The organism is Kineosporia babensis, from assembly GCF_021129305.1.
GTDB classification, from domain to species: domain Bacteria; phylum Actinomycetota; class Actinomycetes; order Actinomycetales; family Kineosporiaceae; genus Kineosporia; species Kineosporia babensis.
Genome location: NZ_JAJOMB010000002.1, coordinates 567,878 through 593,330, shown reverse-complemented (window position 1 = coordinate 593,330; position 25,453 = coordinate 567,878). Strand labels below are relative to the sequence as shown.

Annotated in this window: 18 protein-coding genes and 2 tRNA genes; 5 read left to right on the top strand and 15 right to left on the bottom strand. The window is 67.8% G+C overall.

The annotated features are described in order from the left end of the window. Positions 1-48: 48 nt before the first annotated feature. From LR394_RS05570 to LR394_RS05555, 4 genes are all read right to left on the bottom strand, one after another. Positions 49-1,041, bottom strand: coding sequence for an ABC transporter permease (locus tag LR394_RS05570; RefSeq protein WP_231439279.1), 993 nt, complete (start codon positions 1,039-1,041; stop codon positions 49-51). Continuing rightward, positions 1,038-2,531 (bottom strand): sugar ABC transporter ATP-binding protein, encoded by a 1,494-nt coding sequence (locus LR394_RS05565; RefSeq protein WP_269328748.1) that lies wholly within the window; start codon positions 2,529-2,531, stop codon positions 1,038-1,040. The genes LR394_RS05570 and LR394_RS05565 overlap by 4 nt, the downstream gene beginning before the upstream one ends. A 72-nt stretch (positions 2,532-2,603) precedes the next feature. After that, on the bottom strand, positions 2,604-3,806 hold the full coding sequence (locus tag LR394_RS05560) for an ROK family transcriptional regulator (RefSeq protein ID WP_231439277.1): 1,203 nt from the start codon (positions 3,804-3,806) through the stop codon (positions 2,604-2,606). A gap of 203 nt (positions 3,807-4,009) precedes the next feature. Continuing rightward, on the bottom strand, positions 4,010-5,443 hold the full coding sequence (locus LR394_RS05555) for a bifunctional folylpolyglutamate synthase/dihydrofolate synthase (protein WP_231439276.1): 1,434 nt from the start codon (positions 5,441-5,443) through the stop codon (positions 4,010-4,012). 199 nt (positions 5,444-5,642) lie between these two features. On the opposite strand from LR394_RS05555, the gene LR394_RS05550 reads away from it, so the two are divergent. Both LR394_RS05550 and LR394_RS05545 read left to right on the top strand, forming a co-directional pair. Further along, positions 5,643-6,179 carry an RNA polymerase sigma factor gene (locus tag LR394_RS05550; RefSeq protein WP_231439275.1) on the top strand — a complete coding sequence of 179 codons (537 nt, stop codon included), beginning with the start codon at positions 5,643-5,645 and terminating at the stop codon, positions 6,177-6,179. After that, positions 6,176-7,105 (top strand): hypothetical protein, encoded by a 930-nt coding sequence (locus LR394_RS05545; RefSeq protein ID WP_231439274.1) that lies wholly within the window; start codon positions 6,176-6,178, stop codon positions 7,103-7,105. The genes LR394_RS05550 and LR394_RS05545 overlap by 4 nt, the downstream gene beginning before the upstream one ends. 6 nt (positions 7,106-7,111) lie before the next feature. Here the strand turns inward: LR394_RS05545 and LR394_RS05540 are convergent, their stop codons facing one another. The 9 genes from LR394_RS05540 to LR394_RS05500 all read right to left on the bottom strand — a co-directional run bounded on the left by LR394_RS05540 (position 7,112) and on the right by LR394_RS05500 (position 20,923). Beyond that, positions 7,112-8,029 (bottom strand): siderophore-interacting protein, encoded by a 918-nt coding sequence (locus LR394_RS05540; protein ID WP_231439273.1) that lies wholly within the window; start codon positions 8,027-8,029, stop codon positions 7,112-7,114. 201 nt (positions 8,030-8,230) lie between these two features. Beyond that, positions 8,231-10,591 carry an immune inhibitor A domain-containing protein gene (locus LR394_RS05535; protein ID WP_231439272.1) on the bottom strand — a complete coding sequence of 787 codons (2,361 nt, stop codon included), beginning with the start codon at positions 10,589-10,591 and terminating at the stop codon, positions 8,231-8,233. 217 nt (positions 10,592-10,808) lie between these two features. Continuing rightward, the gene (locus LR394_RS05530; protein ID WP_231439271.1) at positions 10,809-13,145 is read right to left on the bottom strand and encodes an immune inhibitor A domain-containing protein; all 2,337 of its coding nucleotides are present in this window, start codon (positions 13,143-13,145) and stop codon (positions 10,809-10,811) included. A 255-nt stretch (positions 13,146-13,400) separates the two neighbouring features. Further along, positions 13,401-15,791, bottom strand: coding sequence for an immune inhibitor A domain-containing protein (locus LR394_RS05525; protein WP_231439270.1), 2,391 nt, complete (start codon positions 15,789-15,791; stop codon positions 13,401-13,403). Between the two features lie 236 nt (positions 15,792-16,027). Further along, positions 16,028-17,308: an ATP-dependent Clp protease ATP-binding subunit ClpX gene (gene clpX, locus LR394_RS05520; protein WP_231439269.1), complete on the bottom strand. Its 1,281-nt coding sequence runs from the start codon at positions 17,306-17,308 to the stop codon at positions 16,028-16,030. Positions 17,309-17,427: 119 nt separating this feature from the next. Continuing rightward, the gene (locus LR394_RS05515) at positions 17,428-18,138 is read right to left on the bottom strand and encodes an ATP-dependent Clp protease proteolytic subunit (RefSeq protein ID WP_231439268.1); all 711 of its coding nucleotides are present in this window, start codon (positions 18,136-18,138) and stop codon (positions 17,428-17,430) included. 75 nt (positions 18,139-18,213) lie between these two features. Further along, entirely contained in the window at positions 18,214-18,789 is a 576-nt protein-coding gene (locus LR394_RS05510) for an ATP-dependent Clp protease proteolytic subunit (RefSeq protein WP_052532488.1), read from the bottom strand. A gap of 449 nt (positions 18,790-19,238) precedes the next feature. Then, a complete protein-coding gene (gene tig / locus LR394_RS05505; protein ID WP_231439267.1) occupies positions 19,239-20,618 on the bottom strand; it encodes a trigger factor in 1,380 nt (459 codons plus the stop codon). Between the two features lie 231 nt (positions 20,619-20,849). Next, a tRNA-Pro gene (locus LR394_RS05500) sits at positions 20,850-20,923 on the bottom strand. Positions 20,924-21,048: 125 nt separating this feature from the next. On the opposite strand from LR394_RS05500, the gene LR394_RS05495 reads away from it, so the two are divergent. The 3 genes from LR394_RS05495 to LR394_RS05485 all read left to right on the top strand — a co-directional run bounded on the left by LR394_RS05495 (position 21,049) and on the right by LR394_RS05485 (position 23,074). After that, positions 21,049-21,122, top strand: a tRNA-Gly gene (locus LR394_RS05495). 1,034 nt (positions 21,123-22,156) lie between these two features. Beyond that, the gene (locus tag LR394_RS05490) at positions 22,157-22,351 is read left to right on the top strand and encodes a hypothetical protein (RefSeq protein WP_231439266.1); all 195 of its coding nucleotides are present in this window, start codon (positions 22,157-22,159) and stop codon (positions 22,349-22,351) included. Positions 22,352-22,414: 63 nt separating this feature from the next. Next, entirely contained in the window at positions 22,415-23,074 is a 660-nt protein-coding gene (locus LR394_RS05485) for a YdcF family protein (protein ID WP_231439265.1), read from the top strand. A 21-nt stretch (positions 23,075-23,095) separates the two neighbouring features. Here the strand turns inward: LR394_RS05485 and LR394_RS05480 are convergent, their stop codons facing one another. Then, positions 23,096-23,911, bottom strand: coding sequence for an aminoglycoside 3'-phosphotransferase (locus LR394_RS05480; RefSeq protein ID WP_231439264.1), 816 nt, complete (start codon positions 23,909-23,911; stop codon positions 23,096-23,098). 27 nt (positions 23,912-23,938) lie between these two features. After that, entirely contained in the window at positions 23,939-25,447 is a 1,509-nt protein-coding gene (locus tag LR394_RS05475) for a leucine-rich repeat domain-containing protein (RefSeq protein ID WP_231439263.1), read from the bottom strand. Between the last annotated feature and the right edge of the window lie 6 nt (positions 25,448-25,453).

Genomic DNA, 25,453 nt, shown 5'->3' with positions numbered 1-25,453 from the left:
GTGGTTGTTGCTCGCCTTGGCTCACATACTTGCCCGCCCAGCCCGCGCCTAGGTCGTGTCGCGGTTGGCGCGGCGCTGCAGCAGCACGGCCCCGACGATGATCAGGCCCTTGGCGATGTTCTGGGTCTCGGTGGCGAGGTTGTTCAGGATGAAGATGTTGGAGATCGTGATGAAGACCAGCACGCCCAGGATGGAACCGATCAGGGTGCCCCGGCCTCCGCTCAGCAGCGTCCCGCCGATGATCACCGCGGCGATGGCGTCGAGCTCGTAAAGGTTTCCGTGGGTGCTGGAGCCGGTGGTGGTCCGGGCCAGGAGCATCACCGCGGCGATTCCGCAGCAGGTTCCGGAGAGCACGTACAGCAGTGCGGTGTTCAGCCGGGTGTCGATGCCCGCCAGCCGCGCCGCCTCGGTGTTGCCGCCGATCGCGAAGGTGCGCCGGCCGAAGGTGGTGCGGTTCAGCAGGATCCAGCCCAGCGCGGCCACCACCGCCAGAATGATCACCATCAGCGGGATGCCGAGCACGTCGGTCTTGGCCAGGTCCTTGATGCCCTGCTCGTTCACCAGCTGGGTGCGGTTGTCGGCCAGCCGGGCGGCCAGGCCACGGGCCGAGACCATCATGGCCAGCGTGACGATGAAGGGCACCAGCCGGCCGTAGGCGATCAGCAGGCCGTTGGCCAGCCCGGCCCCGGCACCGACCAGGATCGCGCACAGCGCCATCATCCAGGGGCCGTACGACTGGGTGGCCAGCGTGGTGGCCCAGACCGAGGCCAGGGCCACGATCGCGCCCACCGACAGGTCGATCCCGCCGCCGATGATCACGAAGGTCATGCCGATCGTGACCACCCCGATCACCGACGAGCTGACCAGGATGTTCTCGAGATTGTCGGTGGTCAGGAAGTTCTCGCTGGTGACCGCGCCGATCACGATCAGCACGGCGAGCACCGCGACCAGCCCGAGGTTGCGGACCTCGGTGCCCCGCATCCGGGCCAGCACGCCCGGCCGTTGCGTAGAGACGGCCGGTGGGGCCGTGGAGACACTCATCGCGCGATTCCTTCCATCACCAGGTCGAGCACGCGGTGCTCGTCGAGTTCGTCGGCGGGACCGGTGTGCACCACCTGGCCTTCCCGCATCACCAGCACCCGGTCGGCCAGACCGAGTACCTCCGGCACCTCGCTGGAGACCAGCAGAACGCCCATCCCGTCGTCGGCCAGGCGCCGGACCAGGGCGTAGATCTCCGATCGGGCGCCCACGTCCACCCCCCGCGTGGGCTCGTCGAGCAGCAGCAGCTTGGTCGAGCCGAGCAGCCAGCGGGCCAGCACCACCTTCTGCTGGTTACCGCCGGAAAGGGTCTTCACCGCGCGGGTCACATCGGCCGGGCGCACCTCCAACCCGGCCGTGGCCTCCTGCGCGGTGATCTTCTCGCGGCGCCGGTCCAGCCACCCCGGAACGGTTTTCGTCATCCGGGACAGTGAGGCCAGTGTGACGTTGCGGGCCACCGGTTCGCCCAGCAGCAGGGCCTGGCTCTTGCGCTCTTCCGGCGCGAGGCCCATGCCGGCCTTGACCGCAGCCCGCACCGACCCGGCCGGCAGCTCGCGGCCTTCCATCCGGACCGTGCCGGTAGTTCGCCGTCGAGCCCCGTAGATGGTCTCCAGCACCTCGGAGCGCCCGGCGCCGACCAGGCCGGCCAGCCCGACGATCTCGCCAGGCCGCACCACCAGGTCCACTCCCTCGAAAGCGCCCTTCAGGGCCAGACCCTCGACCTGCAACAGCGGAGCATCGCTGGAGAACGGATCCGAAGTTCGCGGCGGAAAGAGGTATTCGACGTTCCGCCCGGTCATCAGCGAGACCAGCTCCGGCGTGGGCGTGCTCTTGGCGGGCAGCCCGGTGGCTACCGTACGCCCGTCCTTCAGCACGGTGACCATGTCGCCGATCTGCCGGATCTCCTCCAGCCGGTGCGAAATGTAGACCACCGCAACGTTCTCGGCGATCAGCCCGCGGATCACCCGGAACAGGTTGTCCACCTCGTCGTGGGCCAGCACCGCCGAGGGCTCGTCCATCACGATCAGCTTGGCGTCCCGGGCCAGCGCCCGGGCCAGACTGACGATCTGCTGCTGAGCCGCCGACAGCCGCCCGACCTCCCGGCTCACCGGGATCTCGGAGTGGCCAAGCTTTTTCAGTACCGCAGCGGCCGCCGCACCCTGCGCGCTGCGGTGCACGAACCCGGCGGTGGCCTTCTCGTGACCGAGGTAAAGATTGTCAGCCACCGAAAGCCCCGGCACCAGGTCGAGCTCCTGGTAGATGGTGGCGATCCCGCGCTGGATGGCCGACGAGGGCGAGGAGAACGAGACATCCTCCCCCTCCCAGCTCAGGCTGCCCTCGTCCGGCCGGTGCGCTCCGGCGAGAACCCTGATCAGAGTGGACTTCCCGGCGCCGTTCTGGCCGAGAAGACAGTGCACCTGCCCTGCGGCGACGTCGAGGTCGACGCCGTCCAGGGCCCGTACACCAGGGAACTGCTTGACGATTCCGCGCATGCGCAGCAGAACGCCGTCGTCCACGGTGGCCTCCTCTTCGAGGTCAGGATGGAAGGTGCCTAGGAGAGTGGGTCAGTTAGTGGCACTCTGCCCGTTGACGGAGAGGGCCGAGTCGGAGATGAGCCGCCCGGCACCGACAACTCCTGCGGTGCCGCCGAGCTCGGACAGGACGATGGGCAGATTCCCGGTCGCGAGAGGAAGCGAACGGCGATACACGACACTGCGGATCTCGGCGAGCAGCGGATGACCGAGACCGGCCACGCCGCCCCCGATCACCACCAGACCAGGGTTGAAGAAGCTGACCAGCGAGGCCAGGACCTTGCCGATCCGGGTACCGCCGTCGCGGATCAGGGCCAGGCTGACCGGATCTCCGGCATCGGCGGCGGCTCCGACATCCTTCGCGGACAGGGTTTTTCCCAGCATTTCCGCCAGATACGCGGAACGGCCGCTACGAGCGGCGGCTTCGGCGTCCCGGGCCAGGGCGGCGCCACCGAAGGCAGCCTCCAGGCACCCGGTATTGCCGCAGGCGCAGACCGGACCGTGCCCGTCCACCTGGATGTGCCCGATGTCGCCGGCCGAGCCGTTCACCCCGCGGTAGATCTCCCCGCCGACCACTATGCCGCAGCCGATGCCGGTGCCGATCTTGACGAAGAGCAGGTCGCGCACGCTCCGGGCAGTACCGGCGTGCAGTTCGCCGAGGGCCATCACGTTCACGTCGTTGTCGACCATGACCGGGGCCCCCAGGGCCGCACCGAGCACGTCGCGAATCGGAAACCGACTCCAGCCAGGCATTATCGGCGGAGCGACCAGGGCCCCCTCGGCCTGGCTGACCGGACCGGGCACTCCGACGCCGACCCCGGCGACCGATCCCCCGGCCAGCGACGCGCGCAGCTTGGCCACCAGATCGGTGGCCTGGTCGAGCACCACCCGCGGGCCGAGCCGGACGTCGGTCTCGGCCCGGTCCTGGCCGAGCAGGTTCAGCTCGCCGTCCAGCACGGCCACGTCGATCGAGGTGGCGCCGATGTCGATGCCGACGAAGCGCAGGTTCTGTGACAGGGCGACCATCTGCGAGCGCCGGCCACCTCGGGAGGCGGCCAGGCCGACGATGTCGACGAAGCCCAGCTCGGCCAGGCGCTCGACCTCGATCGCCACCTTGGACTTGGACAGCTCCACAGCGTCACCGAGCTCGGCCCGGGATTGCGGCCCGCTGTCCCGCAGAATTCTGAGAAACCGCGCCTGGTGCCGGTTCTCCGGACGGGTGCCGACTCGTGCCACGACGCCGACCTCCCTGTCCGTGTCTGGCCGCTACCCCTGTGTAGCACCTGTGAGTGACAGTAGTCAGGCTTCGCCCTTTTTGTGAAGAACTTCGGCCACAAAAAACAAAAAGTCCGGTGAGCGGTCGATTGAGGACGCCTGGCGCGCCACAAGCGCGCAGGTCACCCCGACAACGTGGTCGGGTTGGGCAACCAGCGAAGCTGCTACTTGATCCGGAACAGCCGGCGGACGTCGGCGGCCATCGTGACCGAGCCGGTGGCCAGCACCCCGCCGCCGATCTGGCCACCCAGTTCGGCCTGGCCCATGGCGTAGTCCAGGGCGTCGTCCAGGCGCTGGAAGGTGGTCACCCGTTCCTCGCCGAAAACGTCCTCGGCGATCTCGGCCAGCTCGTCCGGGTCCATCGCCCGCGGGGAGGAGGTGCGGGTGACCACGATCTCGTCGAGCACCGGCTCCAGCACGCCGAGGATGCTCTCCGCGTCCTTGTCCTCCAGCACCGCTACCACGCCGACCAGTTTGTTGAAGCCGAAGGCCTCTTCCAGGCTGTCTGCGAGAACCTGGGCGCCGGAAGGGTTATGGGCCGCGTCGATCAGTACCGCCGGGCTCTGCCGGACCATTTCGAGACGGCCGGGTGAGCTGGCGTCGGCGAACGCGGCGCGCACCACGTCGATGTCCAGACCGGTTCCCTCACGGGAGTTGTCGGTGGTGGACCAGTCGCGCCCGTCCGAGAGCAGGAAGGCCTCGACCGCGGCGAGCGCGGTGGCCGCGTTCTGCGCCTGGTGGGCGCCGTGCAGCGGGAGGAAGAGGTCGGGGTAGACCGCGGCCACGCCCTGGAGCGTGAGAAGCTGCCCGCCGACGGCTACTTCGCGACTGCTGACGCTGAACTCGTAGCCCTCGCGGAAAACCGTGGCCCCGACCTCGGCCGCGCGCTCCAGCAGCGGCTCCATCGCTTCCTCGAGCTGCTCCGAAAGCACGGCGATGGCACCGGGTTTGATGATGCCGGCCTTCTCGGTGGCGATCGTGGCCGGATCGTGGCCGAGGAAACGCTCGTGATCGACGCCGACCGGGGTGACCACGGCCACCCGGGCGTCGATGATGTTGGTCGCGTCCCAGGAGCCGCCCAGGCCGACCTCGACCGCGGCCACGTCCACCGGGGTGTCGGAGAACGCCGCGTAGGCCAGCGCGACCAGCACCTCGAAGTAGGTCAGGCGCGGGTTACCGGCCTCGGCGTTGCGGGCGTCGACCAGCTCCAGGTAGGGCTTGATCTCGTCGTAGACCTCGACGAAGCGTTCCTGGTCGATCAGCTCGCCGTCGATCGAGATCCGCTCGCGCACGTCGTTCAGGTGCGGGCTGGTGAACCGGCCGGTGCGCAGGTTGTGCTCGCGCAGCAGCCGCTCGATCATCCGGGTGGTGGAGCTCTTGCCGTTGGTGCCGGTGACGTGCACGGCCTCGAACGAGCGCTGCGGGTCGCCGAGCAGCTCGGCCACCGCCTGGATCCGGTCCAGGCTGGGCACCAGGTCGTGCTCCGGGGCCCGGTCGAGGATCTCCTTGTAGACCTCGGCGGAGCGCTGCGAGAGCGCCTCGGCCGCTGCGGCCTCCTTGGCATCCCGCTGCGGTCCCCGACCGTCGATCCGTGCCATCAGCGCATCTCCACCTTGCTCATTCCCCGCAGCCTAGTCCGCGCGGGGGAAGATCCCCGCACCCGGATCGCTCCCCGACAGCCCGCAGCACCGCGTCGGCCGGAGCGACCCAGCATTCGTGCGCCTCTGGAGTAAACCTTCAGGCTGGGCTGCGGCTGTGCTTGGTCATGGACGACGACCGACGGGAAGGACTGGCATCGTGCCCGCCGCACCGCACACAGCAGCTTCGAGCCGAAGTTCGAGCAGAGGAGGGACGGCCCTGGACTTCGAGGAGTTCTACCGCCGCGAGTTCCCCCGGATGGTGACCCTGGCGGGCGTGGTCTCGGGCAGCCGGGCGGTGGCCGAGGACGTCGCCCAGGACGCACTGCTGCAGGCCCGGCAGAGCTGGGACTCGGTTGGCGGTTACGAGCGTCCGGGTGCCTGGCTGCGCAAGGTCACGATCCAGCTGGCCTCGAAGCGGCTGCGCCGGGCCCGCGCCGAGGCGGCCGCCGTGCTGAAGCTCGGCCGCCCGGTGCCGGCGCTGCCACCCGCACCAGAACAGTACGAGGTGGTCCTGGCGGCGATCCGGCGGTTACCCCGGCAGCAACGGGCCGCCGTGGTGCTGGCCTACCTGGAGGACCGCAGTGTGAAGGAAGTGGCGGAGATTCTTGGCTGCGCGGAGGGGACGGCCAAGGCTCACCTGTACAAGGCTCGCGCCCGGCTGGCGAAGATCCTGGGAGAGGAGGACGGCCGATGAGCAAGGTGAGCAGGACGAGCAACCTGGACGACCGGATCCGGTCTGCCCTGCACGACCTGGACGAGCGGGTGGCGGCTGCTCCGCCCGCCCCGGACCGAGTCCAACACCGGTACCTGATCCCGGCACTGGCCGCAGTGGCTGTACTGGCGGTGCTGGCCGGCACCCTGCTGCTCGGCGGGCTACCGGAAAAGGCGGCCGTCGCCCCCTCGGACGACCCGACACCGGTGCCCTCCCTGGTCGTCCCCGACCAGGACGGGCCCAGCCAGACGCCGGAGCAGGCCGAACGGGACGAGGTCTTCCCGGTCGTGGCCGAACTGCCCCTGCGGCAGCGGATCGGCACGATCATCGGCACACCGATGCGAGCGCCGGAAGGTGTGTGGGTGCTCAGCCGGCCCACCATCCCGGCCGGCCTGGAACGGTTCCACGGTTGCCTGCGGGCGCCTGACGGGCCGGATTACCAGATCTGCGACACCGAGGAGTACACCGAGCTGCTCCTTCTGAACGCCGGCGCCTCCCAGATCCAGCACGCGTTTCCCCAGCCCGGCGGGGGCCTGCAGACGGAGATCGGCGGAGCGGACTGGTTCCAGGTGATGGACGACGCGGTCTACTGCGGAAGTGAGAGCACCCAGGCCACCCCGCTGGCCACCGTCTGCCGGGTGGACCGTTCGACCCTGGAGTTCGAGGGTCTTCTGCTCAGGTGCGACCCGTCGGACCGCGAGAACTTCTGCATCGGCGAACCGCAGGAGGTCGCCAGCCTCCTGACCCAGATCCTGGCCGGCGAGTGGTACGACGGGCCGAAGGCCGGCTCGGCCGGGATCGAGGTGGAGGAGGACGGTGGACTGGTTCTGGTCGACCCGGAACAGGAAACCCGGGTTGTACTGAGCACCGAGCCCTCGTTCCACGCCTCGGCGGTCATGCGCCCTTAGAACGCGTCAGAGCCCGGCCTTCTCGTACGCCTCGTCGAGCAGTTCCGACGCCTCGGCGTTCGAGAGGCCGTGCTCGACCGCCTCGTAGTACACCTGCACCAGCTGCTCGCCGCCGATCTTCTCGAACGTCTCGTTCCAGCGTTCGGCGTCCTGCCGCCAGTAGCCCACCGTCGCCACCCGCTCGAGCGGCCAGCCGTGCCCCTTGCGCAGCAGCTTGCGGATCTCCCGGGACTGCGCCGCCTCGCCCGAGTACCAGACGTACCCCGGGCCCTTCCCGACCAGCTCCGGCAGCTTGGCCGCGATCAGGTCGGCCAGCGCCCCGGGCGCCACGCCGTTACCTGTGCCCACGCTCGCGTCGACGCTGCGGGCGTGACACTGGGTGGCGGGCAGCCCGGCCAGGTCCGCCGCGTCCACCGTCTCGACCATCGCGTGCACGGCCGGGCCGTCGGGCTTGCACTCCTCGATGATCCGGGCCAGGGCCGGCAGGCCGGTGAGGTCGGCGGCGGCCAGGATCCACCGGGCGTCGGCCGGGGGCTCGAACCAGCAGCGCGGCCGGGTGATCATCAGCTGCTGCCCGACCTGTGCCTTGACCGCCCACTCGCCTGCGACCCCGCCCGGGTGAACCACGAAGTCCACGGTCATCCGGGCGTTCTCACCCGGTTCGAAGGAGCGCACGGTGTAGTTGCGGCCGGGCGGGGCGACCTGCGGGTCGTGATGCCCCCAGACGCCGTCCTTCTCGGTCAGCGGGGCGGGCCGGTCCTGCCCCTCCTTGGGGAACCAGAGGACGACCGCCTCGTCCGGCACCTGCAGCGGCTGGTACTGCGACAGCTCGGGTCCGCCGAGGACGATCCGCACCAGGTGCGGGCTGATCCGTTCGGTGGCGACGACCTCGGCGTAGATGGCACCGGTCACGCTGTAGGTCATCTCTGGCTGCTCCCAGCTCAAGCAATAGTTAGGACAGCCTAACCTTAAGCCATCGCAGCCCTGGCATCCAGACCAGGTGAAGTGCGCGACACCCGCAAGAGCGACCGAACCGGCGGCCGGGACGCGTCCTCCAGTTCGAGAGCCACCAACCCACAACGGCGCCCCGGCCCACAGGAGCCGGGACGCCGCGGGAGAACCGGGTTACTTGGTGGTGATCCGTACCGTGGCGGAGGCCCCCTTCTGCTTGGTGACCTGGATCCTCACGCCGGCGTCGGCGACCTTGACGCCGTGGTCGAGCTGCTTGGGGTCGAAGTAGTCCTTGGTGTCGTCGAAGGTCGGGTTGCCCTTCAGACCCTTGATCTTCTGCTTCTTACCCTCCAGGTGCAGGGTGATGCTGTCGGCCTTCTTCTTGCTGAACGGCGCGTCGTACAGCTGCACCCGGGTGCGCCACGGCTTGCCGTCCGGGCGGATCAGCGCCTTCGGGTGCGCATCCACGTTCAGGTTGCGGCCCTGGCCCGGGTGCACGCTTACGTCGTTGTCGGCGAACGAGGTGTCCCAGTAGGTGATCAGCAGGCCTTCCTGGTACGGGAAGTGCTCCACGTAGTCCGGCCGGGTGGAGGCCCAGCCGAAGTTGTACGGCCCCGTCTTCAGATACTTGTCGTAGCTGACGTGGGTCCGGTTGGCAGCGATGTAATAGTGGTCGTACTCCACCTGCTCGGTACCCGTGGTGCGCCGGAAACCGTCGGCATCCCAGCCGTTGTCGTCCGTCTCGGCACCGTCCTCGAACACCCCTTCGACCGCGATCTCGTCGAGGAAGATCCCGGCCGGCTTGGTCGGGTCGTTGCCCACCGCAGCCGGGTCGGTGGCGTAACGGAAGCGCAGGCCCACCGTCTGGCCGGCGAAGGCGGACAGGTCGAAGGTGGCCGGCTGCCAGCCCTCGCTCAGCCCGTCGATGCCGTTGCCCTCGGCCGGATTCGCGATCGAGCCCGGGATCGCCTTCCAGCCGCTGCCGTCGTCCACCTCGACATAGGCGTAGTCGCAGGCGGTCTCGCCACAGTCCTCGATGTTCCAGTTCGCCTGGAAGGTCAGAGCGGGCGAACCGGCGGGCACCGCCACCGAGCGGCTCAGCGTGTTGCTCAGCTCGTTCCCGCTGCCGCTGTACCACTCGTACTCACCGGCGGCCGGTTCCACCAGCTGCTCGGTGACCTGCTTCTTGGGCAGGACCACCACCGCCGCCTGGGGCTTGGAGGTGTTGTACTCCGAGGGACCGAGGTCGATCGTGCGGCTCTTGTCCTTGCCCGCCTGCACCACCTCGTAGTCCAGCCAGCCGAGCTGCAGCTTCTCCCAGGCCCCGAGGTCCCCGGCCCGCTCGCCGAGTGCCTCGCCCTTGGCCCCGAGCCGGCTCTGCGCCATCAGCGACCACCACTCCACCGGGCTGCCCTCGCCGCCGGCGGTGTCGTAGTTGTCGGGCAGGCCCAGGTCGTGGCCGTATTCGTGGGCGAACACGCTGAGCCCACCGTTCTCCGGCTGCGTGGTGTAGTCGCCGACCCAGATGCCGGTGTCGCCGATCTGGGTGCCGCCCAGCGGGTTGTCCGCCGGGCCGGCGCTGCCGGCCTGGTCGAAGAACGCGTACCAGCGGTGGCTCCAGATCGCGTCCTCACCCTGCTGCGGGTCCTGGTCGGCCTGGTCGCCGCCGGCGTGGACGATCTGGAAGTGGTCGATGTACCCGTCCGGCTCGTTGAAGTCGCCGTCCCCGTCGTGGTCGTAACGGTCCCACTGGTCGTACTCGGCCACCGCGGCCTTGATCTCGGCGTCCGACTTACCGGCCGCCTTCTGGTCGGCGACCCACACGTTCATCGCGTCGGCCAGCATCTCCCAGGTGTTGTCGCAGATCACGTCCGCGCAGGGGTAGCCGTTGGAGCGGCCGTAGCGGGCCTCGTTGTAGGGCAGCTTGACCCAGTCGCTGACCGTGCCCTCGACGCTGTACCGGCCGGAGGACTGGGTCTCGTAATAGGTCTTCAGCGATTCGGCGTTCTTGCCCTCGCCGAAGTACAGGTCCTCGAAATGCTCCTTGCTGTAGTCCTTCTGCCAGACCGTGGTGTTGTCGTCCTTGCCCGGCTTCGGGATCTGGTTGTGCAGCGGACCGTCGAACACCGTGGGCCCGACGAAATCCGGGTCGGTGTCCTGGTCGGGGTAGTCCGGATGACGCTCGTCGCCGAACTCGGCCAGCACCACGAACACCTTGTCGGTCTGCTCGCGGGCCAGCTCGACGTACTTGTCGTCGCCCTTGCCCTTGCTCCCGGCCAGCTTCACCACCTGGCTGCCGTTCTTGCGCTGAACCGTGGCCTCACCGTTCAGCACCTGGGTCAGGGCCTCCTGCTTCAGCGCCCGGGCCTTGTCCTGCAACGGGCTGGACAGGTCGTCCGTACCCTGAACGGCCTGATCAGGGGTACCGACGGCAGGTTGCGCCAGTGGTGCGGACGCTGCCGCCGAGCCGGGCAGCGCGATCGCCGCTCCCGCGGCCAGGGAAAGGGTCGCCAGACCCACCAGGACTTTTCGCACTCAGACCTCCGAGTCCGCTGATCCCGCGGTCCAGGTGCCGCAGGACTCGGAGTCGAACCTAGGCGAGAACACCGCTCAAGTTAAGGTATTTGTCGGATATAGAAGCAGAAACACCACCGAAACCCGCGAATCGCCGAACGCCTGCCGATCCGGGCAGCCGTTCGGCGATCGCCGTGTTTCCAGAGTCAGCACGGAGACTTTCGTGCCGGAGGGGACGTCAGGGGTTGGTGACCTTGATCGTCATGTCGTCCCGGTCCTGCTTCAGCACCTCGATCCGGACCCCGACGGCCGGAAGTTTCACCCCGTGGTCGGGCTGGGCCTCGTCGAAGTAGTCGCCGGTGTCGTCGAAGACCGGATTACCCTCCTGCTTCTTGATCTTCGTCCGTTCGCCGTTGGTGTGCAGGGTGATGCTGTCGGTCTTCTCCAGGCCGAACGGCGCGTCGTACATCTGGACCCGGGTGCGGAACGGGCGCCCGGTAGCGTCGTCGTAGATCGGTTCCGGATGCGCGTCCACGTACAGGTTGCGGCCTGCCCCGGGATGCTGGCTGACACTGTTGTTGCTGTAGGAGGTGTCCCAGTACGACACCAGCAGACCCACCTGGTAGGGGAAGTGCTCGGCGTAGTCCGGCTTGGTGGAGGCCCAGCCGATGTTGTACGGCCCGGTCTTCAAGTACTGGTCGTAGCTGACGTAGGAGCGGTAGCCGGCGATGTAGTACTGCTCGGCGGTGGTCACCACCCGGCCCTCGATCCGCTCGAAACCGTCTGCGGTCCAGGCCTCGTCGGCCGTCTCGGCACCGTCCTCGAAGACACCCGCCACCGCGATGTCGTCCACGAAGAACCCAGGCGCCCGGGTGGTCACCTGACCCTCGACCGCCGGGTCGGTGACGTAACGGAACCGCAGCTGGACGTTCTGCCCGGCGTAGCCGGACAGGTCGAACGTGGCCGGCTGCCAGCCCTCGCTGACTCCGTCGATCCCGTTGCCCTCACCCGCCTTGGTGATCGAGCCGGGGATGGCGTCCCAGCCGTCCCCGTCGTTGATGTCCACGTAGGCGTAGTCACAGGCGTCCGGCCCGCAGTCCTCGATGTTCCAGTTGGCCTGGAAGGTCAGCTGGGGCGAGCCGGCCGGCAGGTCCACCGCCCGGGTCAGGGTGTGAGTGAAGCTGTTACCGGTCCCGCTGAACCACTCCCACTCCCCCGAGGCCGGCTCGACCGGCTTGGAGCTGGTCTCCTTCTCCGGCAGCACCACCACGGTGGCCTGCGGATCAGCGGTGTTGAACTCCTCCGGGCCGAGTTCGATCGTCCGGCTCTCACCGGCGCCGACCAGTTCGTAGTCCAGCCAGCCCAGCTGGAGCTTCTGCCAGGCTCCGATGTCACCGGGCCGCTCGCCCAGCGCCTCGCCCTTGGCCCCCAGCCGGCTCTGGCCCATCAGGGTCCACCACTCGTTGGCGTTGCCCTGGCCGCCGCCGAGGTCGTACTCGTCCGGGAGACCGAGATCATGGCCGTACTCGTGGGCGAAGACGCTCAGACCGCCGTTCTCCGGCTGGATCGTGTAGTCCCCGACCCACAGCCCGGTGGTGCCGATCTGCGTTCCGCCCCGCCGGTTTCCGGCCGGCCCGCTGGTGCTGTTCTGGCTGACGTACCAGCGGTGGCTCCAGATCGCGTCCTCGCCCTGCTGCGGGTCGCCGTCGGCCTGGTCACCACCGGCGTGCACCACCTGGAAGTGGTCGATGTATCCGTCCGGCTCGTTGAAGTCGCCGTCACCGTCGTAGTCGTAACGGTCCCACTGGTCGAACTCGGCCACGTCCGCCTTGATCTGGGCGTCCGACTTACCGGCCGCCTTCTGGTCCGCGACCCAGGCGTTGAGCGCGTCGGTCACCAGGGCCCAGGTGTTGTTACAGGTGTCACCGGCGCACGGGTAACCGTTGGATCGGCCGTACCGGGCCTCGTTGTAGGGCACCTTGACCCAGTCGGTCACCGTACCTTCGACGCTGTACCGGCCCGAGGACTGCGACTCGTAGTACGTCTTCAGCGACTCACCATCGCCGAAATACAGATCCTGGAAGTGCTTCTGGTCGTAGTCGGGCTGCCAGATCGTGGTGTTGTCGTCCTTGCCCGGCTCCGGGATGGCGTTGCGCAGCGGCCCCTCGAAGGTCGCCGGGCCAGGAATGGCCGGAGCCGTGTCCTGATCAGGGAAGTTCGGATGACGTTCGTTGCCGAACTCGGCCAGTACCACGAAGATCCGGTCGGTCTTCTCCCGGGCCAGTTCCACGTACCGGTCGTCGTCGATCCCGGTTCCGTCGAGCCGGACCACGTCACTACCGTTGCGCCGCAACACATCGGCCTCGCCGTCCAGCACTCCGGACACCGCCTCCTCCCGCAGCGCCCGTGCCTTCTCGGCCAGGGGGTTGGGCAGGTCGTCCGATCCGGCGACCTCGGACCCGCTCACCGCCTGCACCGCTCTCGGCACCGCCGCCTGCGCGGTCACCGGCACCAGCAGCCCGGCCCCGGCCGCCACCAACGACGCCGTGGCCAGGCCGATCAAAGCCTTTCGCATCAGACCTCCCGTTTCCCGAGCACCCGCAATGACACCGCCGGGTGCACCGAAAACTTAAGGATCGCTGTGCGTCAGCCAAGAGTCACCTTTGTTACAAACCGGGTCACCCGGCAAAGCCACAGCTGAAAAGCCCTGGCGAGAGATACGTCTCATATTGTTTTATTGGGCAACCTTTTGGCTGTGAGCCAGGCCATGACCAAAGCAGGGCGTCCGGTCCTGGACAGCGACCGAACGCCCCGCTCCCACCCGATCAGATCAGGGGGTGGTCACCCGGATCGTCATCCGGGTCTTCTTCTGCTTCAGCACCTCGATCTTCACTCCGGTGCCGGGCAGCTTCACGCCGTGGTCGAGCTGCACCGGGTCGAAGTAGTTCTGCGTGTCGTCGAACACCGGGTTGCCCGGCTGCTTCGGGATCCGGGTCTTCTCCCCCTCGATGTGCAGGCGGAGGCTGTCGGTCCGATCCAGGCCGAACGGCGCGTCGTAGAGCTGGATCCGGGTCCGGAACGGCTTGCCGTCGCTGCGGTACAACGGCGCCGGGTGCGCGTCCACGTACAGGTTGCGCCCCGCGCCCGGGTGCTGGCTGACGTTGTTGTCGACCTGCGAGGTGTCCCAGTAGGAGACCAGCAGCCCTTCCTGGTACGGGAAGTGCTCCACCCAGAAGGGCTTTTCGGTCTGCCAGCCGAAGTTGTACGGACCGGTCTTCAGATATTGGTCGTAGCTGACGTACGACCGGTGGCCGGCGATGTAGAAGTGGTCGTAGTACTCCGTCACCGTGCCGGTGGTCCGCACGAAACCAAGTCTCTGCCAGCCGTTGTCACCGTCCTCGGCACCATCGGTGAAGGCTCCCGACACCTCGATGTCGTCGACGAACAGCCCGCCCGGCTGCTTGACGTCCTGACCGGCCACGGCCGGATCGGTGGTGTACCGCAGCCGCAGGTCCACCTTCTGGCCGGCGTAGGCGCCCAGGTCGAACGAGGCCGGCTGCCAGCCCTTGCTCAGCCCGTCGATACCGTAGCCCTCGGCCTCGCCGTTGGTGATCGAGCCGAAGATCGCCTTCCACCCCTTGCCGTCGTTCACCTCTACATAGGCGTAGTCACAGGCGGTCGTGCCGCAGTCCTCGATGTTCCAGCTGGCCTGGAAGGTCAGCTGCGGATCGGTGGCCGGCATCTCGAGCGTCCGGGTCAGCGTGGTGTTGAGCATGTCCCCGGTGCCGCTCCACCACTCGTACTCGCCGCTCACCGGTTTCGGCAGTTCGGTGACCACCTTCTTCAGCGGCAGAGGTACCACCACGGCCTGGGCCCGGTCGGTGTTGTACTCCTGCGGGCCGAGTTCCACCACCCGGTCGCGGCGGCCGTACGGCACCACCTCGTAGTCCAGCCAGCCGAGCTGCAGCTTCTGCCAGGCGCCGAGATCACCGGCGCGCGAACCGATCGGCTCGCCCTTACCGTTCAGCCGGCTCTGCGCCATCAGCGACCACCACTCCACCGGGCTGCCCTCACCACCGGTGGTGTCGTAGTCGTCCGGCAGCCCGAGGTCGTGGCCGTACTCGTGGGCGAACACGTCCATGCCGCCGTTCTCCGGCTGCATCGTGTAGTCGCCCACCCAGATACCGGTGCCACCGACCTGGGTGCCGCCCAGCGGATTGCTCGCCGGGCCGTCCCTTCCGGCGCGGTCGAGGTTCACGTACGAACGGTGGCTCCAGATCGCGTGCTCCCCCTGGTACGGGTCGCGGTCGGCCTGGTCACCCCCGGCGTGCACGATCTGGAAGTGGTCGATGTACCCGTCCGGCTCGTTGAAGTCCCCGTCGCCGTCGTGGTCGTAGCGGTCCCACCGGTCGAACTCGGCCAGCCCGGCCTTGATCTCGGCATCGCTGCGGCCGCCGGCCTTCTGCCCGTCCACCCAGGCCTTCAGCGCGTCGGAGAGCAGGGACCAGACGTTGACGCAGACGTTGCCGGTGCACGGATAGCCGTTCGAGCGGCCGTAGCGGGCCTCGTTGTACGGCACCTTGACCCAGTCGGTGACCACGCCGTCCACGCTGTAGCGGCCCGAACTCTGGGTCTGGTAGTACGTCTTCAGCGACTCGACGCCCTCACCCTCGCCGAAGTACATCTGCTCGAAGTGCTCACGATCGTAGTCCGGCTGCCAGTTGGTGGTGTTGTCGTCCGTTCCGGGCTGCGGGATCCGGTTGTGCAGCGGGCCGTCGAACACGCTCGGGCCGGGCGTCTTCGGATCGGTGTCCTGATCCGGGTAGTCCGGGTGCCGCTCGTTGCCGAACTCGGCCAGCACCACGAAGATCTTGTCGGTCGCCTGCCGGCCGAGCTCGACGTACTGCCCCTCGTCCTTGCTGCTGCGCCGGTTCTCGGCATTCGCCGGGCCGTCCAGGCGGACCACCTTGCTGCCGTTGCGGTTCTCCACCTCGGCTTCCCCGTTCAGCACCTGGGTCACCGCCTTGTCCCGCAGAGCACGGGCTTTCACCTGCAGCGGGCCGACCAGATCATCGTCCGATTGACCGGTCACCTCCAGCAGGTCGCTCGGCGCCACCGCCCGCACCGGTTGCGCAGCGCCCAGCGCCACCCCCGGCAACGCGGTCACCGCGCCACCGGCGATCCCCAGGGTCAGCAGACCCACCAGCACTTTTCGCTTCAAGGCCAACCCCCGAGAACGTCCCCCGAATAAGCCCCATCCCGTCAACTGCTAGAGGCTCGCAGGCGATCATTTCGGAGTCCCGGTCAGTAGCCCACGACCGAGAAGGGCATTGATGCGTTCGTCCCGCCCAAGCCCGGGCAAACGACCGAGGCGACCACCAACGTCTCCCAATGGGGGACGGTGTGGTCGCCTCGGTCGGACTCGCCACCTGGGCAGCGATCGGGCTTTTCGGCGGATCAGGCCGACTTCTCGCGCCGCTCCCGCGGTTTACGCACCGGCGCCTCGCGCGGCACCAGCGTCGGGTTGACGTTCTCCAGCACCACTTCGCGGGTGACCACGCAGCGCGCCACGTCGTCCCGGCTGGGTACGTCGAACATCACCGGCAGCAGCACCTCTTCGACGATGGCCCGCAGGCCTCGAGCGCCGGTGCCCCGCAGGATCGCCTGGTCGGCGATGGCGTCCAGCGCGTCGTCGGTGAACTCCAACTCCACCCCGTCGATCTCGAACATCCGCTGGTACTGCTTGACCAGCGCGTTCTTCGGCCGGGTGAGGATGCGCACGAGCGCCTCCCGGTCGAGGTTGGAGACCGTGGTGATCACCGGGAGCCGGCCGATGAACTCGGGGATCAGCCCGAACTTCAGCAGGTCCTCCGGCATCACGTCGGCGTAGGAGTCGTTGTTCGCCTTCGCCTCGTGCAGCGGGGCGCCGAAACCGATGCCGCGCTTGCCCACCCGGGACTGGATGATCTGGTCCAGCCCGGCGAACGCCCCACCCACGATGAACAGCACGTTGGTGGTGTCGATCTGGATGAACTCCTGGTGCGGGTGCTTACGGCCACCCTGCGGCGGCACACTCGCGGTAGTGCCTTCGAGGATCTTCAGCAGGGCCTGCTGAACCCCCTCGCCGGACACGTCCCGGGTGATCGACGGGTTCTCCGACTTCCGGGCGATCTTGTCGACCTCGTCGATGTAGATGATCCCGGTCTCGGCCTTCTTGACGTCGTAGTCGGCCGCCTGGATCAGCTTCAGCAGGATGTTCTCGACGTCCTCGCCGACGTAACCGGCCTCGGTGAGGGCGGTCGCGTCGGCGATCGCGAACGGCACGTTCAGCATCTTGGCCAGGGTCTGGGCCAGATACGTCTTGCCGCAGCCGGTCGGCCCGATCAGGAGGATGTTCGACTTGGCGATCTCGACCGGCTCGTCACCGCGCCGGCCGGGCTCGCCCGCCTGGATCCGCTTGTAGTGGTTGTACACGGCGACCGCGAGGCTCTTCTTCGCCGGCGCCTGCCCGACCACGTACTGCTCGAGGAAGTCGAAGATCTCCTTCGGCTTCGGCAGCTCGACCAGACCGAGCTCGCTGGCCTCGGCCAGCTCCTCCTCGATGATCTCATTGCACAGGTCGATGCACTCGTCGCAGATGTAGACGCCGGGCCCGGCGATGAGCTTCTTCACCTGCTTCTGGCTCTTTCCACAGAAAGAGCACTTCAGCAGGTCGCCACCGTCTCCGATGCGTGCCACGCGCAGTCCTTCCTCCGGGGGCTTACTGGCTCCTCGCCCGTCTGCATTCGACCGGCCCCAGCACCATTCAACGCCACTGGGACGCCGCTGTCAGCGGCACCCCCTGTTCGGTCGGCGTGTCAGGCGCCGGACGGGTCGGGCGGCGTGGAGACCTGAACGCCCTTACGACTTGTGAGTACCTGGTCGATGAGCCCGTATTCCAGGGCCTGAGCGGCGGTCAGGATCTTGTCCCGCTCGATGTCCTTCTGCACCTGTTCCGAGGTGTGGTTCGAGTGCAGTGCGATGGTGTCTTCCAGCCAGGTCCGCATCCGCAGGACCTCGTTCGCCTGGATCTCGATGTCCGAGGCCTGGCCGTAGTCGCCACCGGACATCGCCGGCTGGTGGATCAGCACCCGGGCGTTCGGCAGCGCCAGGCGCTTGCCCTTGGTGCCGGCCGCCAGGAGCACCGCGGCGGCCGAGGCCGCCTGCCCCAGGCAGACCGTCTGGATGTCCGGCTTCACGTACTGCATCGTGTCGTAGATTGCCGTAAGTGCCGTGAACGAGCCACCCGGGCTGTTGATGTACAGGGTGATGTCACGGTCCGGGTCCTGGCTCTCCAGCACGATCAGCTGCGACATCACGTCGTCGGCGGAGGCGTCGTCCACCTGCACCCCGAGGAAGATGATGCGGTCCTCGAACAGCTTGGTGTACGGGTCCATCCGCTTGAAGCCGTAGGCGGTGCGTTCCTCGAAGTTCGGGAGCACGTAGCGGCTGCTGGGCGCGGCGACGTGGCCGGCGGTGCGGCCAGAACCCGGCAGGTGCAGACCTGCGTGGTGATCGGGGTAGCTCATCGGGTCAACTCCTGATGCTCTTGCTGGCTTGGGAAGGCGGTTCGGACAGCGGTTCGGCAGGCTCTGACCGGGAGGTCAGGCGCCGGTGCCGCCACCACCACTGACGTCGCGGGCGGAGCGGACCACGTGGTCGACGATGCCGTACTCGAGGGCTTCCTGCGCGGTGAACCAGCGGTCGCGGTCGGAGTCCTTGGTGATGGTCTCGACCGACTGCCCGGTCTGCTCGGCGATCAGCTCGGCCATCTGCCGCTTGATGTGCAGGATCTGCTCGGCCTGGATCTTGATGTCCGTCGCCGAGCCACCGATGCCGCCCAGCGGCTGGTGCATCATCACGCGGGCGTGCGGGGTGGCCGAGCGCTTGCCCTTGGCGCCCGCGGTGAGCAGGAACTGCCCCATCGAGGCGGCCAGGCCCATCGCGATGGTGGCCACGTCGCAGGAGACGTACTGCATGGTGTCGTAGATCGCCATGCCGGCGGTCACCGAGCCACCGGGCGAGTTGATGTAGAGGTAGATGTCCTTGTTCGGGTCTTCCGCGGCGAGCAGCAGCATCTGCGCGCAGATCGCGTTCGCGTTCTCGTCGCGCACCTCGGAACCGAGGAAGATGATCCGGTCCTTCAGGAGACGGTTGTACACGTGGTCGTCGTAACCCATGCCGGGTGACGCCGTGCGGGCCACCGGCTGGTCGAACGAATTCGTCACCGGGTCGATCCCCGGAACGATCAAGTGGCTCACGATGTCGCTCCCCAAAACGTTGGCACCTGACCCCGGGTACACCCGGGGCGTCCGGGTGGGCCACCCGGTGCATTGACCCTAACGCGGACCACTGGCGGTGATCCTCCCCTACCGGCGGTTGTTCGCTGTGGGCGCATCAGGGCCCACGGTGCATGACCCGGATGGGCTCTGACCAGGCGACACGCCCGCGCGCGCAAGAGTCCTCAGGGTGAATCGCGGCGGGTCGGACCCGGTTTCACCAGTGCCCCACGGCCGGATCCGGCAGGTCGTACGGATCTCCTGCGGCGGAACTTCTGCGGAAAGCAGAACCGGCACCCCAGCCGAGTCTTCGTCGTTCTGGGATGCCGGTTCGGGCTGACTTGAGGAGATCAGAGAGTGGGCAGCGCGGCCGGGTCGTCGGACTTCTTCTTGTCCGTGTCGCCGTCCTCGTCCGCCTCGACCTCTTCGGCGTCCTCGATCTCGGCCTCAGCCTCGGGGCTGGCCGGGAACAGGGCGGACAGGTCGATCTCGTTGCCCGACTCGTCCTTCACCGAGGCCCGCTCGAGCACCTGGGCCAGCGCCTTGCGGCGGCCGACCTCGGCCACCATCGAGGGCACCTGACCGGCCTCGTCCACGGCCTTGATGAACTCGTTCGGGTCCATCCGGTACTGCTGGGCGGAGGCCAGCAGGTACTCGATCAGCTCCTGCTGACCGACCTGGACCTCTTCCTTCTCGGCGATCGCGTCGAGCAGCAGCTGGGCCTTGAACGCCTTGCGGGCCTCGACCTCGACCTCTTCGCCGTGCGGGTCGTCCTCGGCCTTGCCCTCCTGCTCCAGGTGCTGCTTGACCTCGGCCTTGATGATGCCGTCGGGGACCGGGATCTCGACGCCCTCGAGCAGCTTCTCGAGCAGACGCTCGCGGGCCTGGATGCCCTGCTGGTACTTCGCCTCCTGCTCGGCCTGCTCCGAGAGGCTGGTACGCAGCTCCTCGATCGAGTCGAACTCGGAGGCCATCTGGGCGAACTCGTCGTCCGCCTCGGGCAGCTCGCGCTCCTTGACCGACTGCACGGTCACGGTGACGTGGGCTTCCTCACCGGCGCGGTCGCCGCCGGCCAGCGGGGAGTCGAAGGTGGTGGTCTCGCCGGCCGACAGGCCCGGCAGGACGTCGTCCATGCCCTGGAGCATCTCGCCCGAGCCGACCCGGTACGAGACGCCCTTGACGCTGTCGATCTCGTCGCCGCCGATGGTCGCCGCGATGTCGATGCTGAGGAAGTCGCCGTCGGCGGCCGGGCGCTCGACGGTGACCAGGGAGCCGAAGCGCTCGCGCAGGGTCTGCAGACGCTCCTCGACCTGCTCGTCGCCGACCTTCACGTCCTCCACGACGACCTCGACCGCGTCGAGGGCGGGCAGCTCGAACTCGGGGCGCACGTCGACCTCGGCGGTGAAGGCCAGGTCGCCACCGGCGGCCGGGTCCGGCACGGCGGTGACGTCGACCTCGGGCTGGCCGAGCGGGCGGATCTCGGTCTCCTGCACGGCCTGCGTGTAGAAGCCGGGCAGGGCGTTGTTGACGGCTTCTTCGATCACGACGCCGCGGCCGAAGCGCTGGTCGATGATCCGCGGCGGGACCTTGCCCTTGCGGAAGCCGGGGACGGTGACCTGCGACGCGATGTTCTTGTAGGCCGCGTCCATGCTCGGCTTGAGTTCGTCGAAGGGCACCTCGACGGTGAGCTTGACCCGGGTGGGGTTGAGGGTCTCGACGGCGCTCTTCACGAGGGGACTTCTCCTGGCCTTGGACAACTGAGGACGATGGCCGAGGTGCCGTGCGCTGCGATCGGCTGCGCGGACGCGCCGGGAAGCAGTAACGGCATCATGGCCTTCGGCACATCCTAGCCGCGCCACGAGGGCGCGCAGGACATGCCCGGGCCACCCTAGCCAGATTCCTGGCCGGGGACCTGGATCAGGACTGCGACCAGCCCTGATGCCGGCGCATCGCTGCGCTCGTCGGGGTACCCGGATTCGAACCGGGGGCCTTCCGCTCCCAAAGCGGACGCGCTACCAAGCTGCGCCACACCCCGCCGACCCACTCGAACCGGCAACGGGTGTCCGGCCGACCGGGTGACAGGCAGTAGGCTACGACACGACGGCCTGGACGTTCGCCAGATTTCCGGTTTTACGGAACACTGGTGCCCGTTCGAGACGTGCGGGTGTAGCTCAATGGTAGAGCCCCAGCCTTCCAAGCTGGTCATGCCGGTTCGATCCCGGTCACCCGCTCCACCAAGAAGGGCCAGGTCAGAGGCACACAGCCTCCGATCCTGGCCCTTCATCATGAGATGACAATCGCCCGGCGTGCCAGATGGGCCACCGACGGGCCACAGTTACGCGCAGAACCGTTCGGTCCTGGTGTCGTGCTTCATCCTGGGCAGGTGGAGCAGCGAGCGAGTTACCTGCGGCGACGCCCGGTCGCGCTCCCTCAGCGCCTGGCCGAGCTCTGTGGTCCGGAACACGGCCAGATCGAGTTACCCCCGGCCCTTGTCTGGACCGGCCGCCGCACCTACGACCCTGGGCTCCCCTGCCGACCTCGCTGTGATCTATGAACGCCTCATCGTCGAGGCAACCGGCCGCTCCGACCCGGAAACTCTCTTGAACGAGGCGCTTCTCACCCGCTTGGCCCGAACAGCACCGGCCAGCATGTTCAGGCGACGCCGGATGTCTTGTTCTGACCGTTTGATACCGGTAGTCATGGACGGCGGCGAACCGGGCAAAGGAGATCGAGGGATCCCTGACCGCGATCGCCACGGCCCTACACCGGCATCACGCTCGAGTCACCGGCTCAGTGACCACCGCCGGGGAACGGGCACTCAGCAGCTGGGGGCACGGTTGGGACGGCGTGGCTCAGGGCTACGAGACTGCCACTGAGAATCGGCCGGCGATGCACCTGGAGGCGATTCGCCCGACGCATCAGCGGCTGTTCGGACCCGTATCGCAGAGCTGCGACGCCAAGGACACGCCCCACAACGCCACGGCGCCCAGATCACCGACCAGCAACTCACCGATCAGGCTCTCTGGGGCAAAGATCCGATGACTGAACCACCACCGACGGCGTCCACGGAGGCACCCACAAGTACAGTCGCAACGCCACCAGGTTCACCGCTGACGCTGACCTCGTCGAAGCCGAGAAGTACCTGCGCTCCAGCCAGGAGTTCAATGCCCAGGACCGTGAGGCAACAGCCACCGGTGAACCCGAAATCAGCATCGAGTTCCCCTCAGGCAAGTGTTCGGCCCCGACTACCGCCGCCGCGTGCCGCAAGATGAACGTCAACGCCCTTTTCGCGGGCTGGGAAGAAGCATTCGTCACCGACATGGCCGGCCTCCGCATCGACGGAATCCAGGAAAGCTTTCGCCGGGGCTTCGCCAAGAGCCTGGACGGGCAGATCACCCTGCGGGACTACGAAAGGCGACCGACTGGGAGTTCGACACCCCGGAAGAGCTGCACGAGCACTTGAAAAGCCTCTGGACCAAGTTCTACGGCGAGGCCGACCCGGCCCAGAGCCTCGTCTGATCATTCGATGGCTCATTCGTCGCTCCCACCGCAGATCCGGCCGGCCGTGCGTGTTCTCTGGGAGTACCACGACCTGCACCACCGCCTGGAGCCCACAGACGTGGGCATCGGGCTCGGCAGTCACGACCTGGGCGTAGCTACACGCGCAGCCCAGCTCTATCTGGGCGGCACCGTCCCGCTCATCGTTTTCACCGGTGCCAACGCCCCGACGACCATCGAACGATTCCCGCGCGGCGAGGCCGTCGCCTACCGGGAGCATGCGCTCGGCCTCGGCGTGCCGGACGAGGTGATTCTGGTCGAACCCGAGGCTCGTAATACCGGCGAAAACATCACGTTCACAAGAGCATTGCTGCACAAGCACAGGGTCGAACCGAGATCGGTCACCCTGGTCTCCCGCCCCTACCAGCAGCGCCGGGCCTACGCGACGTGTCGCAAGCTCTGGCCTGAGGTCGAGGTCGTGCAGTGCGCGTCGCTGCCCCTTGCCCTGGACGACTACGTCGCCGGCATCGGCGATCCGGATCGCGTGGTGAACATGCTCGTCGGTGACACCCAGCGGATCGAGGTCTACGCCGAAAAGGGCTTCGCCATCGAGCAGCCCATGCCCGACGACGTCCGTGAGGCCTTCCGCCAACTCGTCGACGCCGGATACACGTCCCGTCTGATCTGACACCCCACGGAACACGAGAAGTCAAGGCGCTCGCCAGAAGAAGCTTTCGAGCAGGTCGTGCAGGCGCAGACGTTCGGGGTCGATGCGGTCGCGGCCGTAGCTGTCCAGGAATTGCTCCGCGTAGGCGGGGCCGAACTGGGGATTCATCGGGCTGCGGAGGCTGCGGATCATGTCGGCAAGGTCGGAATGGGGGTCGGCGAGAGAGGCCCGGCCGACGTCTACGAACGAGACGATGCCGGCTGGGGCGATCAGGACGTTGGGTAGGCAGAAATCGCCGTGGCAGAGGGATTGTGAGCCTTTGCCGATGGCCGCGGCCAAACACTCCAGTTCCGCCAAGGCGGAGGCCGCCGTGGTGTCGCTCTTACCAGCGGCAGCCCAGGCTCGGTCAACGATTCCGGCGCTCACTCGCTCTCGGATCTCACTCAGAAGAAAAGGGATTGAACCGTCGAAGGTGAGGACGTCGTTCGTTGGTTGGTCGTGCAGCTTGCGGGCAGCGGCAGCGAGGAGGTCGACTACGGCGGCGCGTTCCGAGGTGGGCCAAGGGTCGGAGGCGGGACGGCCGGGGAGAGCTTGTGTCACCAGCCAGGATTGAGTGATGTCGGTGCCGGCGGCCAGGACCTTGGCCACTGGGATGCCCAAAGCAGAAAGCCATTTGAGACGGGCGGCCTCGCCTTCGAGATCGTCGGCCAGGTGGGGTGGGGCGCTGTGGTCGACGATCTTGGCGAAGGCTACGGCGGTGCTATCACTGTCGAGCAGGCGCAGCACTCGGGCGTGGGACAGACCGAGGGTGACGGGTTCTTGCCGAAGGCTGCTGAGCGCCGGGTCGAGAAGTTCCACAGAGCCAACTTTAGGGTGCTTTCACAACTAGGCCAGGCCGCCGACATACACTCCGGCGTCGCGTAGTTCGTCCACTCCCACGAGTTTGTACGGGTCACTGCCTTCCAGGTCGACGCCCTGCAGTGCCTTCATCTGGCGCAGCGGTTTCAGGTTCTGGACCGGGTTGCCGCCGAGCCAGAGTTCGTCGACCAAGGGCATCCGGGTCAGTGGCTTCAGGTCGGTGACCTGGTTGCCGGCGATGTCGAGCATGGTCAGTGCGGTGAGCCCGGTCAGCGGCGTCAGGTCTTGAAGGTTGTTCTCGCGCAGGGTCAGTCGGTCCAGGGTGGCGAGAGCGGACAAAGCTGAGACGTCGGTGATCTGGTTACGGGCCAGGTCCAGTTCGGCGATCGTGGTCAGGTTGGCCAGTGCGGACACCTCGGTGATCTGGTTGCCGGACAGGCCCACGGCGGACAGGTCTTTGAGGTTGTGCAGCGGGGTCAGGTCGGCGATCCGGTTGTTGGAGGCGCCCAGTTCACGCAGCTCGGTCAGGGTGGCCAGCGGGGTCAGGTCGCGCACCCGGTTGTTCGTCAGTTTCAGGCTGGTCAGGCCGGGCACCTGGTCCAGGCCGATCACGTCGTTCAGTTCGTTGGTGGAGACGTCCAGGGTGCCGAGGTTGGGCAGGTGCTCCAGGCCGGCCAGGGACCGGATGCGGCCGCTGGTGCTCTGGTCGCCGTTGCAGCTCAGACTGAAGACGCTGTCCAGCTTGCGTTGTGAGGTGGGCTGCTCGGCGTCGGTCAGGCCCAGGGTGGTGGCCACGCAACCGGCCAGGGCGGGGTCGGGGAAGAGCTCGGCGAGCTTGGTGCGGTTGGCCAGGCGGTCATAGGTCCAGTAGCCAACGCCGGCCAGGAGGGCCAGCACCAACAGCGAAGCGGGGACGCGGATGGCGGTGGTTCGGGACGGGAGGGCGATTTCAGAGCCGCCGGGACCGCTCACCACGACGACGGGTAGGAGCAGTGCGGCCAGGGCAACGATTCCGGCGGCGGTGACCAGGGCGGGGCTTACGGCGCCGCCGATGTAGGGCAGGCTGCGAGCTGCGTGGGCCAGCAGGGCAACGGCGTAGATCAGGGAAAGCAGGGTGCCGCTGATCGTGGCCAGGCCGGTGAGCAGCCGGTCGTGGGTGCGCCAGGCGGCTCCGGCCAGGAGCAGCACCAGGCCCAGGCCGGTCAGGGCGATCGGAGCCATCACGTCCGCGGCGTTGATGGCCACCTGGATCACCGAGAAGTCCATGGTGATCAGGTGCAGCGCGTCGTTCCGCAGGGATCGCCAGACGCCGAGCACGGACAGCACCAGGCCGGTGGCGACCGTCAGCCAGGCCCAGAACGGCCGGGAACTCAGCCGGCCGAGCACGACGGCCAGCGGTGCGCTGCCGAAGGCGACGATCAGGAACCGGACGAGCCCGGTGGCCTGGTAGGTCTGGCCCAGGTGGATCGCGCTGATCGCAGCGGCCAGGGCGATCGCGGCCGCGGAGACGAACCCCAGGGCCCGTTGTGTCGACATGTCCGG

What these genes read in the sequence shown, in the direction of transcription:
- LR394_RS05570 (WP_231439279.1), bottom strand. Translation starts at nt 1,041, where the DNA reads ATGAGTGTCTCCACGGCCCCACCGGCCGTCTCTACGCAACGGCCGGGC.
- LR394_RS05565 (WP_269328748.1), bottom strand. Translation starts at nt 2,531, where the DNA reads ATGCGCGGAATCGTCAAGCAGTTCCCTGGTGTACGGGCCCTGGACGGC.
- LR394_RS05555 (WP_231439276.1), bottom strand. Translation starts at nt 5,443, where the DNA reads ATGGCACGGATCGACGGTCGGGGACCGCAGCGGGATGCCAAGGAGGCC.
- LR394_RS05545 (WP_231439274.1), top strand. Translation starts at nt 6,176, where the DNA reads ATGAGCAAGGTGAGCAGGACGAGCAACCTGGACGACCGGATCCGGTCT.
- LR394_RS05540 (WP_231439273.1), bottom strand. Translation starts at nt 8,029, where the DNA reads ATGACCTACAGCGTGACCGGTGCCATCTACGCCGAGGTCGTCGCCACC.
- LR394_RS05530 (WP_231439271.1), bottom strand. Translation starts at nt 13,145, where the DNA reads ATGCGAAAGGCTTTGATCGGCCTGGCCACGGCGTCGTTGGTGGCGGCC.
- LR394_RS05515 (WP_231439268.1), bottom strand. Translation starts at nt 18,138, where the DNA reads ATGAGCTACCCCGATCACCACGCAGGTCTGCACCTGCCGGGTTCTGGC.
- LR394_RS05510 (WP_052532488.1), bottom strand. Translation starts at nt 18,789, where the DNA reads ATGGGTTACGACGACCACGTGTACAACCGTCTCCTGAAGGACCGGATC.
- LR394_RS05490 (WP_231439266.1), top strand. Translation starts at nt 22,157, where the DNA reads ATGAACGTCAACGCCCTTTTCGCGGGCTGGGAAGAAGCATTCGTCACC.
- LR394_RS05485 (WP_231439265.1), top strand. Translation starts at nt 22,415, where the DNA reads ATGGCTCATTCGTCGCTCCCACCGCAGATCCGGCCGGCCGTGCGTGTT.
- LR394_RS05475 (WP_231439263.1), bottom strand. Translation starts at nt 25,447, where the DNA reads ATGTCGACACAACGGGCCCTGGGGTTCGTCTCCGCGGCCGCGATCGCC.